Source organism: Allobosea sp. Tri-44 (assembly GCF_004123845.1).
Classification (GTDB): Bacteria; Pseudomonadota; Alphaproteobacteria; order Rhizobiales; family Beijerinckiaceae; genus Allobosea.
In genome coordinates, this window is record NZ_NBDP01000030.1 from 614,367 (window position 1) to 627,906 (window position 13,540).

General features: G+C 66.5%; 13 protein-coding genes. 7 read left to right on the forward strand and 6 right to left on the reverse strand.

Annotation, left to right across the window (positions count from 1 at the left end; genetic code table 11):
- Positions 1–10 precede the first annotated feature (10 nt).
- On the forward strand, positions 11–574 hold the full coding sequence (locus tag B6S44_RS19385) for a sigma-70 family RNA polymerase sigma factor (RefSeq protein ID WP_129158505.1): 564 nt from the start codon (positions 11–13) through the stop codon (positions 572–574).
- Positions 571–1,317 (forward strand): anti-sigma factor, encoded by a 747-nt coding sequence (locus B6S44_RS19390; RefSeq protein ID WP_129158506.1) that lies wholly within the window; start codon positions 571–573, stop codon positions 1,315–1,317. Before B6S44_RS19385 ends, B6S44_RS19390 begins: the two co-directional genes overlap by 4 nt.
- A gap of 243 nt (positions 1,318–1,560) precedes the next feature.
- Here B6S44_RS19390 and B6S44_RS19395 read toward each other — a convergent pair whose 3' ends face one another.
- Positions 1,561–2,745 (reverse strand): MalY/PatB family protein, encoded by a 1,185-nt coding sequence (locus B6S44_RS19395; protein ID WP_129158507.1) that lies wholly within the window; start codon positions 2,743–2,745, stop codon positions 1,561–1,563.
- Between B6S44_RS19395 and B6S44_RS29680 the strand changes: the two genes are divergently transcribed.
- Positions 2,744–3,388, forward strand: coding sequence for a hypothetical protein (locus B6S44_RS29680; RefSeq protein ID WP_206735193.1), 645 nt, complete (start codon positions 2,744–2,746; stop codon positions 3,386–3,388). The genes B6S44_RS19395 and B6S44_RS29680 overlap by 2 nt on opposite strands.
- Here B6S44_RS29680 and B6S44_RS19405 read toward each other — a convergent pair.
- From B6S44_RS19405 to B6S44_RS19415, 3 genes are all read right to left on the reverse strand, one after another.
- Positions 3,381–4,472 carry an ATP-dependent DNA helicase gene (locus tag B6S44_RS19405; protein WP_129158508.1) on the reverse strand — a complete coding sequence of 364 codons (1,092 nt, stop codon included), beginning with the start codon at positions 4,470–4,472 and terminating at the stop codon, positions 3,381–3,383. The two genes, B6S44_RS29680 and B6S44_RS19405, sit on opposite strands and share 8 nt — an antisense overlap.
- A 67-nt stretch (positions 4,473–4,539) precedes the next feature.
- Positions 4,540–6,216, reverse strand: coding sequence for a methyl-accepting chemotaxis protein (locus B6S44_RS19410; protein ID WP_129158509.1), 1,677 nt, complete (start codon positions 6,214–6,216; stop codon positions 4,540–4,542).
- Between the two features lie 141 nt (positions 6,217–6,357).
- Positions 6,358–6,942 carry a GNAT family N-acetyltransferase gene (locus B6S44_RS19415; protein ID WP_129158510.1) on the reverse strand — a complete coding sequence of 195 codons (585 nt, stop codon included), beginning with the start codon at positions 6,940–6,942 and terminating at the stop codon, positions 6,358–6,360.
- Between the two features lie 93 nt (positions 6,943–7,035).
- Here B6S44_RS19415 and B6S44_RS19420 point away from each other — a divergent pair, with 93 nt between their 5' ends.
- Positions 7,036–7,653 (forward strand): LysE family translocator, encoded by a 618-nt coding sequence (locus B6S44_RS19420; RefSeq protein ID WP_129158511.1) that lies wholly within the window; start codon positions 7,036–7,038, stop codon positions 7,651–7,653.
- A gap of 3 nt (positions 7,654–7,656) precedes the next feature.
- On the opposite strand, the gene B6S44_RS19425 is transcribed toward B6S44_RS19420, so the two are convergent.
- The gene (locus B6S44_RS19425; RefSeq protein WP_129158512.1) at positions 7,657–8,352 is read right to left on the reverse strand and encodes an SDR family oxidoreductase; all 696 of its coding nucleotides are present in this window, start codon (positions 8,350–8,352) and stop codon (positions 7,657–7,659) included.
- A gap of 134 nt (positions 8,353–8,486) precedes the next feature.
- On the opposite strand from B6S44_RS19425, the gene B6S44_RS19430 reads away from it, so the two are divergent.
- Complete coding sequence (locus tag B6S44_RS19430; protein WP_129158513.1) at positions 8,487–8,732, forward strand: type II toxin-antitoxin system VapB family antitoxin; 246 nt, start codon at positions 8,487–8,489, stop codon at positions 8,730–8,732.
- Positions 8,717–9,154, forward strand: a complete 438-nt coding sequence (locus B6S44_RS19435) for a type II toxin-antitoxin system VapC family toxin (RefSeq protein ID WP_248309654.1) — start codon at positions 8,717–8,719, stop codon at positions 9,152–9,154. The genes B6S44_RS19430 and B6S44_RS19435 overlap by 16 nt, the downstream gene beginning before the upstream one ends.
- 3 nt (positions 9,155–9,157) lie before the next feature.
- Here the strand turns inward: B6S44_RS19435 and B6S44_RS19440 are convergent, their stop codons facing one another.
- Positions 9,158–12,757: a hydantoinase B/oxoprolinase family protein gene (locus tag B6S44_RS19440; protein WP_129158514.1), complete on the reverse strand. Its 3,600-nt coding sequence runs from the start codon at positions 12,755–12,757 to the stop codon at positions 9,158–9,160.
- A gap of 231 nt (positions 12,758–12,988) precedes the next feature.
- On the opposite strand from B6S44_RS19440, the gene B6S44_RS19445 reads away from it, so the two are divergent.
- A complete protein-coding gene (locus B6S44_RS19445) occupies positions 12,989–13,537 on the forward strand; it encodes a TRAP transporter small permease (protein ID WP_126113370.1) in 549 nt (182 codons plus the stop codon).
- Positions 13,538–13,540 lie beyond the last annotated feature (3 nt).

The window sequence follows — 13,540 nt, forward strand, 5'->3', positions numbered from 1 at the left end:
GGGGAGAGGAATGGCGACGGACGCTACGCAACCGCGACAGGCCGGCGAGATTGAAACCGCGCTGCTCGCTTGCGCCGCCGGCGATAAATCAGCGCTCAAACGCATCTACGAGGTGGAGTCGCCGCGTATGCTCGGTGTGGCGCAGCGTCTGCTGAAGCGCCGCGCCCTGGCGGAGGAAGCGGTGCAGGATGCGTTCGTGCTGGTCTGGAGACATGCCGCCCGCTTCGACCCGGAACGCGGCGCCGGCCTGACCTGGATCTACGCCATCCTGCGCAACCGTTCACTCTCGATCCTGCGCGACGAGAAGCGGACCGAGACGAGCGACACACCGATCGCCGAGGAGACCGCGAGCGAGGAGGATGATCCGGAGACCGTGATGTCGAAACTCTCCGACGCCACAGCTCTGCGCGCCTGCCTCGAGATGCTGCCGCCGCAGCGGCGCGGCCTGGTGCTGCTCGCCTTCGTCCAGGGGCTGACCCATGGCGAGATCGCCGGGCGCCTCAAGCTGCCGCTCGGCACCGTCAAATCCTGGATCCGCCGTTCGCTGCTCTCGCTGAAGGAGTGCCTCGGATGAGCCCCGCCGCCGACGCAACCTCACCCGAATACAACGCGCTCGCGGGCGAATACGTCCTTGGCCTGCTCGAAGGCCAGGAGCGCGATGCCGCAGAGCATCGCCTGGAGCAGGACAGCGCCTTCGCGACCGCCGTCGAACGCTGGCGCCGCCATTTCGCAGCGCTTGACGCCACAGCTACGCCGATCACGCCCCCCGCTGACCTCTGGTCCCGGATCGAGGCCGGAATAGCGGGTCTCATCCAGCCGGCAGCCTCGGCAGCGACGCTGCGCCCGGCCACGGCCGGCCCCGGCCGCCTTGCGGAGTGGTGGAACAGCCTCTTCGTCTGGCGCGGCGCTGCCTTCGCTGGCGCGCTGGCGACCATCCTGCTGGCAGTCGGTCTCGTCGGCGCACTCGATCGCGCCAAGCGTCAACCTCTGATGGTTGCTGTGCTGCTGACCGACAGCAACGCCGCCGCCGCCGTGGTGCACACCTTCGCCGACGGCCGCGTCGAGATGCTGCCCTTGCAGAGCATCGACGTACCGGCTGGCAAGGCGCTGGAGATCTGGACGTTGTGGGACCGCGCCGTCGGCCCGCGCTCCGTCGGCCTGATCGACCGCGCCCGTTCGACACCGCTCAGGCTCGACAATCTGCCGCTCGGCAAGGACCAGCTCTTCGAGATCACACTCGAGCCCGCGACCGGCTCGCCGACCGGCCGGCCGACCGGCCCAATCATCGCCAAGGGCACGACCTCACAGAGGCTGTAGGATTCCTTTGCGAAAGGCTGATCACCGGGCTCCTCCCTTCCCCCTTGTGGGGAAGAGTATGGGATGGGGGGCGAACGACCGGGTGATCGGTGGATCGTAAAAGCGGATCGGCCCGATTCCCGGCGAGTTCGCTTCGACTTTGCGCCCCCCACCCCTGCCCCTCCCCACAAGGGGGAGGGGTTCCCCGCGCCTTGTCTGGTTTCGCAGAGAAATCCTATAGGGAGGAGCCCTCGCCAGAGCTGCCTACTGCATGTCGGCGAATGCCTTCTTCAGGCGCTCGGCGGCCTCGATCACGACGGAACGCTGGGTCGCGAGGTTGAAGCGCAGGAAGCTGTCGCCGCCGGAGCCGAAGCTCGTCCCGTGGTTCACCGCGATCTTCGCCTGCTTCTCGACGCGGGCGATGAACTCCTTGGCATCCATGCCGGTACCGGCGAAATCGACCCAGGCGAGGTAAGTCGACTCCAGCGGCATCGAGCGGATACCGGGAATGCTGCCGACCGCCTCGTCGAAGAGCCGGCGGTTGCCGTCGAGATAGGCGACCAGGGAATCGACCCAGGCTGCGCCCTGCGGGCTGTAGGCAGCCGTCGACATCTCCATGCCGAAGGAGTTGGGCGAGATGCCGAGCGCATTCATCCGGGCGCGGAACGGAGCGCGCAGTGCCTCATCCGGGATGATGACATTGCCGACATGGGCACCGGCGATGTTGAAGGTCTTGGTCGTCGCGGTCATCATCACCAGGCGACCAAGGATCTCCGGCGCCGCATTGGCCATGACCGTGTGCTTGTAGCCGGGCATGACGAGGTCGTGATGGATCTCGTCCGAGACCAGGATCAGGTCTTGGCGGACGCAGAAATCGGCGATCTGCCTGAGCTCATCGCGGCTCCAGACCCGGCCGCCGGGATTATGCGGCGAGCACAGGATCAGCATGCGCTCCTTGCCGGTCATCTGCGCATCCCAGGCGGGGATGTCGAGGACATAGCGGCCATCCTCCTGCGCGAGCCGGCATTCGACGACATCGCGGCCCGCCGCCTTAATGACGCGGGCGAAGGCGTGATAGACCGGCGTCATCAGCACGACGCCGTCGCCCGGCCTGGTATAGGCGTCGACGCAGAGCGCGGTGCCGTTGACCAGCCCGTGGGTGGTGAAGATCGCCTGCGGCTCGACCACCCAGCCATGGCGCTCCTTCATCCACCAGCGGATGGCGTCGCTGTTCGTCCGCTCGTCGCCGAAATAGCCGTAGACGCCATGGGCCGCCATCGCCTCGACCGCAGCCTGGACGCAAGCTGGCGGGCGGAAATCCATGTCGGCGACCCACATGGCGATGCCGTCGGAAACCGGGACGCCGTAGATGGCTTCCATCTTATCCCATTTGGCGCAGTTGCTGCCGCGGCGGTCGATCCACAGGTCGAAGTTCTGAGCGATGTTCATGATGGCTCTCGATGCGTCGCCGGGCAGGCCGACATCATCGCATACCAAGAAAATTCTTCTCCGCCAGCAGCGTTTCACGCAATTCCAATCTACCGTGACGGTCTGGCTTGGCCTCGGCGCTTGCGCAATCTCGCTCGCCAAGGCATGGCGAAACCACTTTGGAGGCTGCTATAGGCCGGTCATGAGCCTGCCAGCGCCCCTGATCGAAACCCTCGGTTCAGTCGCCGTGATCATGGAGGTGGCACGCGATCCCTGGTGGATCATCGCCAGCGCCGCGGCAGCCCTTCACGGCGCCAGCCCGATTACCGTTGCCGATGTCGACGTCCTGCTCAGCGTCGCGGATATCAGCCGCATCCTGCCGGCTCTCGGGATCGAGCCCTATCAGGGGCTGCCGAACCCACTATTTCGCTCGACGATCCTGGCCAAGTGGCTGGCGCCGCCCGTGCCCGTCGATCTCATGGCCGGCTTCGAGCATCGCGTCGGCGAAGCGTGGCATCCGGTCCGGCCAGCGACTCGGCAGGCGGTCACCGTCGGCGCGGCAACCGTCTATGTTCCCGAGCGGAATGAGCTCAAGCGCATCATCGAAAGTTTCGGCCGCCCCAAGGACCTCGAGCGCGCCCGCCTGCTCGCAGCGTCTACATGACCACGGTGATCGTCTCGGCCGCGCGTGTCAGCCCGGTATAGAGCCAGCGGGCCCGGTGCTCGCGGAAGGCGAAGGCCTCGTCGAACATGACGATGTTGTCCCATTGCGAGCCTTGCGCCTTATGCACGGTGAGCGCGTAGCCGAAGGTGAACTCGTCGGTGTGGCGGCGCAGCTCCCAGGGCACTTCGTCCTCGGTGCCGTCGAAGAAGTTCGGCATGACCGAGACCTTGACCGGCTTGCCGCCGGTGTCGTCCTCCGGCGTCACCCGCATGGTGATGAGACCCTTCTTCGAAGTCTTGAGCTCCTGCACGATCCAGGCGCCGCCGTTGAGCAGCCCCTTGCTCTTGTCGTTGCGCAGGCAGACCAGCTTCTCGCCGACAGCCGGGACATTGGCGACATGGCCCATGAGCTGGCGCATGCGGGCATTGTATTGCCGGCGCGTCTTGTTGAGGCCGACCAGCACCTGATCGGCCGACAGCACGATCTCGGGCGTGATCTCAGCGCGCCGGATGATACGGCTCGCGCCATAGTCGCCGATCTCGAGCCGCCCGCCCTCGCGGACGATCATCGACATGCGCACGATCGGGTTGTCGGCCGCCTGGCGGTGGACCTCGGTCAGCATCACGTCCGGCTCGACTTCGGTGAAGAAGCCGCCGCCCTTGACCGGCGGCAGCTGCGCCGGATCGCCGAGCACCAGTACCGGCGTGCCGAAGGACAGCAGATCGCGGCCGAGATCCTCGTCGACCATCGAGCATTCGTCGATGATGATCAGCTTGGCCTTGGCGGCAGCACTCTCGCGGTTGAGCACGAAGGTCGGGCTCTCCTCGTCGACGCCACGCGAGCGGTAGATCAGTGAATGGATGGTCTGCGCGCCCTCGCAGCCCTTGTTGCGCAGGACGAGCGCGGCCTTGCCGGTGAAGGCGGCGAAGACGACGGTGCCGTCGACCCCTTCGGCGATATGGCGGGCGAGCGTGGTCTTGCCCGTGCCGGCATAGCCGAACAGGCGAAAGAGCTGCGGCGAGCCGGTCTTGAGCCAATCGGCCACGGCGGCGAGCGCCGCGTCCTGCTGCGGTGACCAGCTCATGGGGAGATGCACATGCTTTCGGGCATGGCGCACATGGCCGCGAGTCGGCCGGCCGTGGCAAGCCGGTTCAGGCGGCGCGCAGGCGCCTGGCGAACTCGTCGGCCTCAGCCTGCAGGGCCGAGATCCGCTCGTCGAGCTGGCGCGCGCCACTCGCGCCCTGCTCGGCATGGGCAGTGGTCTGGACGCCGGCGCCGGCGATCGTCGTCACCGCGGCGGCAGCCTGCCCAGTGACCACCGAGATGCGGGCGATGGTCTCGCCCAGGCCCTGCAACAGGCCGGTATGCGAGGCGACCATGGTCGAGATCTCGGTGCTCGCCTGCTCGACCGCGCCGGCGCGGCTAGCGATCCCGATGATTGCCTGAGCGGCTTGCGACAGTGCCGCGTCCACAGTCGCGATACGAGCCGAGATCTGCGCCGTCGCGTCGGCGGTCTGCGTCGCCAGGGCCTTCACCTCGCTGGCGACGACGGCAAAACCGCGGCCCTGTGCGCCCGCTCGCGCCGCCTCGATCGTGGCGTTGAGCGCGAGCAGGTTGGTCTGCCGCGCGATCGCCTCGATCAGCTGGACGACGTCGCGGATCTTGCCGGCGTTCTCGGTCAGCCGGCCAACCAGACCGACCGTGCCGGCCGCGTCGCGGGTCGCCAAACTCGCGGTCTCCGAGACGCGCCTGACCTCGCGATTGATCTGCTCGACGACCTCTTCCAGCCGCACCGCGGCATCGGCGATGCGTTCGGCCTCCTCGCCTGCCCCGGCGACCGCCTGCGCAGCAGCACTGCCGCTATGCGATATCTGCCCGGCACGAGCGGCAGATTCGGTGAGAGCCGCGCGCAGGCCTTCGCTCAGCCGGCCGATATCGGCGAGCAGGCGGCCGATCCGCGCCTCGAACTCCTGCGCGATCTTGTGCAACTCGTCGGTGCGCCGCTGCTGATGCTGTTGCGACAGGTCGGCTTCGGCATCGCGCGTGACAAGGGTGGCGCGGACCTCGCTCAGCGTCCGCACCGTGCGGGCGAGCTCGCCGATCTCATCGCGGCGCTTGCGATGCGGCACGTCGACGACCCGATTCGACGATGTCGCCAGCTTGATCGTATCCATCAATTCGCGCAGCGGCCGGGTCAGATGCGCCCTGAGCAGGAAGATCGCCAGCAGCCCGCCGGCGAGCGGCAAGCCCGCGGCAATCACGATGACACGCAACCTCACCTGCGAGGCGAGATTCTGCGCGCGCGCCGCAGCGATCCCGGCCTGCCGGTCGAGTTCGTCGCGCATGGCCGAGGTCACCAGCATGATCTGGCGGACATTCTCCTTGGCGGCATCGGCTGAGGCCTCGATCAATGCCGCCTTCGGCGAGACCCTGCGGCCGATCTCGACGATGTCGCGCTGGAAATCGATGAAGGTCCGGATGCGCGCGCCCAGAGTCGCGTTGGATTGCAGTACATTTGCCGGCAAGGAAGACATCAGATTGGCGCGAGCCGCGTCCACAAGCTCAACGGCCGCATCGAGCTGATCGAGTGCCTGCTCGACCGCGCGCGGCTCGGTCGCGTCCTCGAAGCGGCTGAGCAGCGAAGCCTGCGCGACGCGGCTCGAGAGCAGCGCGGCCTTGTTGGCGAGCTGCTGCCCGCCAAAGGCCTCGCGGTCGATCTCGTGAACCGAATCGAGGCCGCGCACGGCGCTGGCGAGACCGAGCGCCGCCGCGATCCCGAAGATCGCGAACAGCACCGTGATCTTCGCCGTCAACCCGAACCGTCGCATTGCTTCCACCGCCAAAGCCGAGCGGCCGACTTCTCGCAGCTGCGAAGCAAACAGATACTTAACGGAGCCAGCTAACTACTTCAAATACCTTAAATTTTAAGCTTGACAACGCCCCCTGCGCGAGTCCGCGATCATCGGCACTCAGAGCGCGAACCGCATCAGCGGACGACCGGGCTTCTGCCGGGCAACCTCGACGAAACCGGCGCGCTGAAACACGCTTTCTGGACCGACATAGAGCCCGTCGGCGCTGCGCTTGCCCTCATTGTCCATCGGCGCGGCCTCGACCAGGCGCGCGCCGCTCGCCCGTGCGAATTCCACCCCGCCGGAGAGCAACGCAGCCGTGACGCCCTGGCCACGAAAACCCTTGCGGACGAAGAAGCAGGACGCCGCCCAGTTGCGCTCGTCCTCGACCGGAGCATCGGGCAAAGGCGTCGAAGCACGGCGCGGGTTATTCCACTCAGGGATATGCGCCCGCGGCCCGATCTGCAGCCAGCCGACCGCGATATCGCCGGCGAAGGCGAGCACGCCCGGTCGTGGGCCCTTTCTCACTCGCTCCTCGAAAAGCTGCCGCGCGCCCTCTCCCAGTAGCGGCTTGCGCAGCTTCGGCGGCATGCGGAAATGAATGCACCAGCAGCCATAGCAAGGCCCCTGCGGGCCGAAGAGATCCTCCAGCGCCGGCCAATGCTCCGGCGTCAGTGGAACGACCTGGAAATCAGCCTTCGACACGTCCGCCCTCCTCTCTCGACAGGCCAGCGCAAACAGGAGAGGAATGACGCGCCGCCTTAAAGGCGGCCGCCAAGCCGCCCGGAGGCTTCTTCCATGTCATTCGAACTCTTCGCCGCCTATCTCGTCGCCTGCTTCGTCATCGTGATCGTGCCCGGCCCGACGGTGACGCTGATCATCGCCAACAGCCTGAAGCATGGTAGCCGCGCCGGGCTTCTCAACATGGCAGGAACCCAGGCCGGGCTGGTAATCATGATCGCGATCGTCGGCATCGGTCTGAGTTCGGTGATCGCCGCGATGGGCCACTGGTTCGACTGGGTCAGGCTCGCCGGCGCCGCCTATCTGATCTGGCTGGGCTGGAAGATGTATCGCAGCGCGGGCGAGATCACCGAGGGCGCGACCGAGGCGCGCCCGCCGCGTGGCGGCTTTTTCCTGCAGGGACTGTTGGTGGCGCTGAGCAACCCGAAGACGCTGGTCTTCTTCGGCGCCTTCTTCCCGCAATTCCTCGATCCGGCGCGCGACTATGCCACCCAGATCGCGATCATGGGTGCGATCGCGATGCTGTTCGCGGCTGTCAGCGACAGCGCCTATGCGATCCTCTCCGGCCGGGCCGGACGCTTCCTGTCGCAGAAGCGCGTCCGGTTGATGTCGAAGTTCAGCGGCGGCTTCCTGATCGGCGGCGGGCTCTGGCTCGCCTCGACCCGCGGCAACTGAGGCCTACCAGGGAATCGCCTCGCCCTTCCAGTTGCGAAAGCTATTGGTCTGGGCCATGCCCGAGGCGTCGATCGTCGCGATCAATCCGGCGGCGCTCTCCGTCGGCGGGATATCGGCGCCGCCGCCGCCCATATCGGTGCGAACCCAGCCGGGATGGAAGAGCAGCACCGCGACCTCGCTGTCGCGCACGGCGTTACCGAAGCTGACCATGACCATGTTCACCGCGGCCTTCGAGGAGCGATAGGCGATCGCGCCGGACGGGTTGCGGCCGAGAGAGCCCATCTGGCTCGAGATCGTCACGATCTTGCGGCCCGAGCCCGCCTCGACATTGGGCAGGAAGGCCTGCGCCACCCGCAGTGGCGCATAGACATTGACCTCGAAGACCTCGCGCCAGGCCTTGAAATCCATGTCGAGCGCCGATTGCCGGTCACGCGGGCCGTAGACGCCGGCATTGTTGACGAGCACGTCGATCGGCCGGCCATCGAGCGCCTGCTTGGCCGCGGCGATGCTCCTGTCGGAGGTGACGTCGAGCTCGAGCGGGGTCAGCGTCCCGGCTTGCCCGCCGGCAACCTCAGCCAGAGCTCCGCCCCAGGGATCGCGCGCCGCGGCGACGACATGGTCCCCTCGCCGCAGCAATTCCATCGTCAACGCCAGGCCGATGCCGCGATTGGCACCGGTGATCATCCAGGTCTGGGGCATGGTCGGTCTCCGTCTCAGAGCCTTCAGATAGGCGTGATGCGCGTCTTAGTCATCCGGCGGCGAACCCTGTAGTTCTGTGGCGCTTGCATGAATATGCGACAGATCCTATTTGAATATCCATCAGGAGACGATCCATGCCGCTCTATATTCGCGACGATGCCGTGGATGCCCTGGCCGAGCGTGTACAACGGGCGACCGGCGTGCGTACCAAGACCGAAGCCGTTAAGGCCGCGCTAGAGAACGAGTTGGCACGCATCGAGGCGGACAAGCCACTGCGGCAACGTCTCGCGCGCAGCCTCGCCCTCGCCGATGCCATGGGTGAGGCGCCGGGCGATTTCGACATGAAGCGCTTCACTGACGAGATGTGGGGCGAGCGCTGATGTACCTAGACGCATCAGCGATCGTCGCGATCCTTGGTCGCGAATCCGACGCGGAAGCACTGATCGAGCAGATGGAAGCGGCCACAACTCCTCTGAGCGTGTCACCGCCAGGGCTGTTCGAAGCGATTCTCGGCCTCGCCGCAAAGAAGGCGCAAGCCACAGGCCGCGAGCTCGATGCGGAGACAATCACCCACGCCGAAGCGAGCGTCCGGCAGTTTGTCGCCGATCTCGACGCCGAGGAGATGTCCGTGACGCCGGACATCGGCCGCGCCGCGATCGAGGTAGCGAAGCGCTATAGCCGCGCGGTCGGCAACCCGGCCGCGCTCAATTTCGGCGACTGCTTTGCCTATGCCTGCGCCCGCAGCCGCGATTTGCCCCTGCTATACAAGGGCAACGATTTCGCGCAGACGGATCTGGCTTGAGCCTCAACCCTTGCGCTTTCCATAGCCCCCGGCCGTCGGCGTGATCACGGTGACCGCTTCGCCCGCCTGGAGCAGCGTCTGGTCTGAGGGCTTGAGCTCCTCGACCGCGCCCGAAAGGCGTCGGACCAGCGTCCTGCCGAGTTCTCCCGGCTCGCCGCCCTTCATGCCGAAGGGCCTGACCTTGCGGTGCGAGGCGAGGATGGCGCAGTCCATCGTCTTGAGGAAACGGATGGTGCGGCTGGTGCCGTCGCCGGCATTCCATTCGCCCTTGCCGCCCGACCCCAGGCGGATGTGGAAATCCTCCAGCACGACCGGGAAGCGCGTCTCCAGGATCTCCGGGTCGGTCAGGCGCGAATTGGTCATGTGGACATGGACGCCCGAGGTGCCGTTGAAGCCCGGCCCGGCCGGCGAGCCCGAGCAGATCGTCTCATAATACTGGTACTGGTCGTTGCCGAAGGTCAGGTTGTTCATCGTGCCCTGCGAGGACGACATCGCCTCGAGCGCGCCGAACAGGGTGTTGGTCACGGCTTGGCTGACCTCGACATTGCCGGCGACCACGGCAGCCGGGTAGCGCGGCGCCAGCATCGAGCCCTCCGGCACGATCACCTTGATCGGCCTGAGGCACCCCGCGTTCATCGGGATCGCATCGTCGACCATGACGCGGAAGACATAGAGCACGGCGGCGCGGGTCACCGGCGCCGGCGCGTTGAAATTGTCCGGCCGCTGCGGCGAGGTGCCGGTGAAGTCGACGGTCGCCTCGCGCTTGTCGCGATCGATGGTGATCTTCACCTTGATCGCGCAGCCCTGATCCATCGGATAGGTGAACTCGGAATCATGCAGCCGGGTCAGCAGGCGGGCGACGCTCTCGGCGGCATTGTCCTGGACATGGCCCATATAGGCCTGGACGACGTCGAGGCCGAAGGAGCGGATCATCTTCTTCAGCTCCGCCACGCCCTTTTCGTTGGCGGCGATCTGCGCCTTCAGGTCGTTGACGTTCTGCACGACGTTGCGGACCGGATAGCGCGCCCCGGTCAGAAGCTTGACCAGATCCTCCTCGCAGAAGCGGCCCTGATCGACGATCTTGAAATTGTCGATATAGACGCCTTCCTCCTCGATATTGGTCGCCAGCGGCGACATCGAGCCCGGCGCGGTGCCGCCGACATCGGCATGGTGGCCGCGGCTCGCGACCCAGAACAGGATCTGCTTGTCCTCATTGTCGAAGACCGGCGTGCAGACCGTGATGTCAGGCAGATGCGTGCCGCCATTATAGGGCGCGTTCAGGCAGTAGACGTCGCCGGGCTTGATCACCGGGTTGTTCTTGATGACGGTCTCGACCGACTTGTCCATCGAGCCGAGATGGACAGGCATATGCGGGGCGTTGGCGACAAGCGAGGCGTCCGACGCGAAGACTGCGCAGGAGAAGTCGAGCCGCTCCTTGATGTTCACCGAATAGGCGGTGTTCTGCAGCGTCACGCCCATCTGCTCGGCGATCGACATGAACAGGTTGTTGAAGATCTCGAGCATGACCGGATCGGCCCTGGTGCCGATCGCGGCGTTCTGGACCAGCGCCTTGCTACGGGTCAGGACGAGGTGGTCCTTCGCCGTCAGCTTGGCGGTCCAGCCATCCTCGACCACGACGGTCTGGTTCGGCTCGATCACGATGGCCGGGCCGGCGATGCCCTGCCCCCGTGCCATCGCCTCGCGCCGGACGATCGCCGCCTCGTGCCACTGCCCCTTGGAGAAGAAGCGGGTGCGCTCGGCGATTCCGGGCTCGCCGGCATTCTCGGCGGCCGCAGCCTCCTCAAAACGGGCGCCGCCACCGACGGCCTCGACCTCGACCGCCTCGACGACCAGCGCCTTGGTCTCATCCATGAAGCCGAAGCGGGCCTTGTGCGACGCCTGGAAAGCGTCCTGCATCTCGGCGCGGCTGCCGAAGGGCGTCGCGATCGCGGTGTCGGTGCCGGCATAGCGGATATGGGCGCGGACATGGATGGCGATGTCGCCTGCGGGAACGCCCTGGCCGGCGACCTCGGCCGTGGTTTCGGCGCCCAGTCGCTCAGCAACGACGGCGACTGCCGCCTTGGCCTCTGCGTCGAGCGGCACGTCGAGCGCTGCGGTGCGGGTGGCACGGATCTCGGCGAGGCCCATGCCATAGGCCGAGAGCAGGCCGGAGAACGGGTGCAGCAGCACGGTCTTGATGCCGAGCGCATCGGCGACGAGGCAGGCATGCTGGCCGCCGGCGCCGCCGAAGGAGTTCAGCGCATAGCGCGTGATGTCGTAGCCGCGCTGGACCGAGATCTTCTTGATCGCCTCGGCCATGTTGGCGACGGCGATCTGGACAAAGCCGTCAGCGACCTCCTCGGGCGAGCGACCATCACCGACCTGCGCCGCCAGCGTCGCGAATTTCCCGCGCACCGTTTCGACATCGAGCGCCTGGTCCTGGCCGGGACCGAAGATCGCCGGGAAATAGGACGGGATCAGCTTGCCGACCATGACGTTCGCGTCGGTCACGGCGAGCGGCCCGCCGCGGCGATAGGCGGCCGGGCCGGGATTGGCGCCGGCGGAATCGGGGCCGACGCGGAAGCGCGACCCGTCATAATGCAAAATGGACCCTCCACCTGCAGCAACGGTGTGGATCAGCATCATCGGGGCACGCATGCGCACGCCGGCGACCTCGGTCTCGAAGGCGCGCTCGTATTCGCCGTCGAAATGAGCGACGTCGGTCGAGGTGCCGCCCATGTCGAAGCCGATGACCTTGTCGAAGCCGGCCGAGCGACCGGTCTCGGCGAGGCCGACGACGCCGCCGGCCGGGCCGGACAGGATCGCGTCCTTGCCCTGGAACAGCTCGGCAGCGGTCAGGCCGCCCGAGGACATCATGAACATCAGCCGCGCGCCGGTACGGGCGATGTCGAGCTCTTCCGAGACCTGCGCGACATAGCGGGCGAGGATCGGCGAGAGATAGGCGTCGACCACGGCGGTATCGCCGCGCCCGACCAGCTTGATCAGCGGCGAGACCTCATGGCTGACCGAGACCTGCGGGAAGCCGATCTCGCGGGCGACCTTGGCGGCAAGCTGCTCATGCGCCGGATAGCGGTAGCCGTGCATGAAGGCGATCGCGACGGCGCGGAAACCGGCATCGTATTGCGCCTGCAAGGCGGCGCGGATCGCGGCTTCGTCGGCGGCCTTCTCGACCGAGCCGTCGGCGAGCACGCGCTCCTCGACCTCGACCACGGCGTCGTAGAGCTGCTCGGGCTTGATGATCTCCTTGGCGAAGATATCGGGCCGGGCCTGGTAGCCGATGCGCAGCGCGTCGCGAAAACCCTTGGTGGTAACGAGCAGGGTGCGATCGCCCTTGCGCTCGAGCAGCGCGTTGGTCGCGACCGTCGTGCCCATGCGGACTTCGCCGACCGTGCCGGCCGGGATCGGCTCGCCGGCCTTGAGGCCGAGATGGTCGCGGATACCCTGGACGGCAGCGTCGCGATAGGCGCCGGGATTCTCGGAGAGCAGCTTGCGGGCATGTAACTTGCCTGCAGGATCGCGGCCGATCACGTCAGTGAAGGTGCCGCCACGGTCGATCCAGAAGTCCCAACGGCCGCTCGTCATCTGATCCCCCGATTATTGGCCATAGTGGCTCTTTGACGTTTCATCGATAAATCGTCGATGAAACGTTGACAAGCTCATTTCGCCGATTAGGATCGGCTTTGCGATCGGGACATGGCTGAGGGGCCGGGCCGATCTAGGGGAGGCTTTCATGACGGGACCGGTCCTGGCAACCGCTGCTTTGCGCATGACGCAATCGGCTGGCGCGGCGACATGCCGTCCGGAGGCGCGCGCATGATCCGCCGCTTCCTCGACGCGCTCTACCTCTTCGCCGGCTACGCCGCCGGCCTCTTCCTGATCGCGATCCTCGTCCTGATGATGGGGCTGTCGATCGGCCGCGAGGTCGGCTTCAACATCCCGGCAGGCGACGATTTCGCGTCCTGGTGCATGGCGGCGATGGCCTTCCTCGGCCTCGCCCACACCTTCAAATCCGGCGAGATGATCCGGGTCGGCCTGCTGATCGATCACTTCCAGGGCCGCAAGCGCTGGCTCTTCGAGTGCTTTTCGCTGATCCTCGGCCTCGGCTTCGCCGGCTTCTTCGCCTGGCACGCCGTGGTGATGACCTGGCAGTCCTACGAGTTCAACGACGTCGCCGGCGGTGTCGTCGCCATGCCGATGTGGATCCCGCAGCTCGGCTATTCCGGCGGCCTCGTCATCCTGTTCATCGCCATGTTCGACGAGTTCGTCCATGTCGTGCTGCGTGGCCAGCCGCCGCGCTACGAGAAGCCGCCGCCGCAAACCGACGAGGAAATCGTCGAGCGCGCCATGGCGAGCGGGGTCTGACAC

Coding starts and splice junctions, on each gene's coding strand:
- B6S44_RS19385 (WP_129158505.1), top strand. CDS start 11: ATGGCGACGGACGCTACGCAACCGCGACAGGCCGGCGAGATTGAAACC.
- B6S44_RS19405 (WP_129158508.1), bottom strand. CDS start 4,472: ATGAGCTGGTCACCGCAGCAGGACGCGGCGCTCGCCGCCGTGGCCGAT.
- B6S44_RS19390 (WP_129158506.1), top strand. CDS start 571: ATGAGCCCCGCCGCCGACGCAACCTCACCCGAATACAACGCGCTCGCG.
- B6S44_RS19425 (WP_129158512.1), bottom strand. CDS start 8,352: ATGCCCCAGACCTGGATGATCACCGGTGCCAATCGCGGCATCGGCCTG.
- B6S44_RS19420 (WP_129158511.1), top strand. CDS start 7,036: ATGTCATTCGAACTCTTCGCCGCCTATCTCGTCGCCTGCTTCGTCATC.
- B6S44_RS29680 (WP_206735193.1), top strand. CDS start 2,744: ATGATGGCTCTCGATGCGTCGCCGGGCAGGCCGACATCATCGCATACC.
- B6S44_RS19440 (WP_129158514.1), bottom strand. CDS start 12,757: ATGACGAGCGGCCGTTGGGACTTCTGGATCGACCGTGGCGGCACCTTC.
- B6S44_RS19410 (WP_129158509.1), bottom strand. CDS start 6,216: ATGCGACGGTTCGGGTTGACGGCGAAGATCACGGTGCTGTTCGCGATC.
- B6S44_RS19430 (WP_129158513.1), top strand. CDS start 8,487: ATGCCGCTCTATATTCGCGACGATGCCGTGGATGCCCTGGCCGAGCGT.
- B6S44_RS19445 (WP_126113370.1), top strand. CDS start 12,989: ATGATCCGCCGCTTCCTCGACGCGCTCTACCTCTTCGCCGGCTACGCC.
- B6S44_RS19395 (WP_129158507.1), bottom strand. CDS start 2,745: ATGAACATCGCTCAGAACTTCGACCTGTGGATCGACCGCCGCGGCAGC.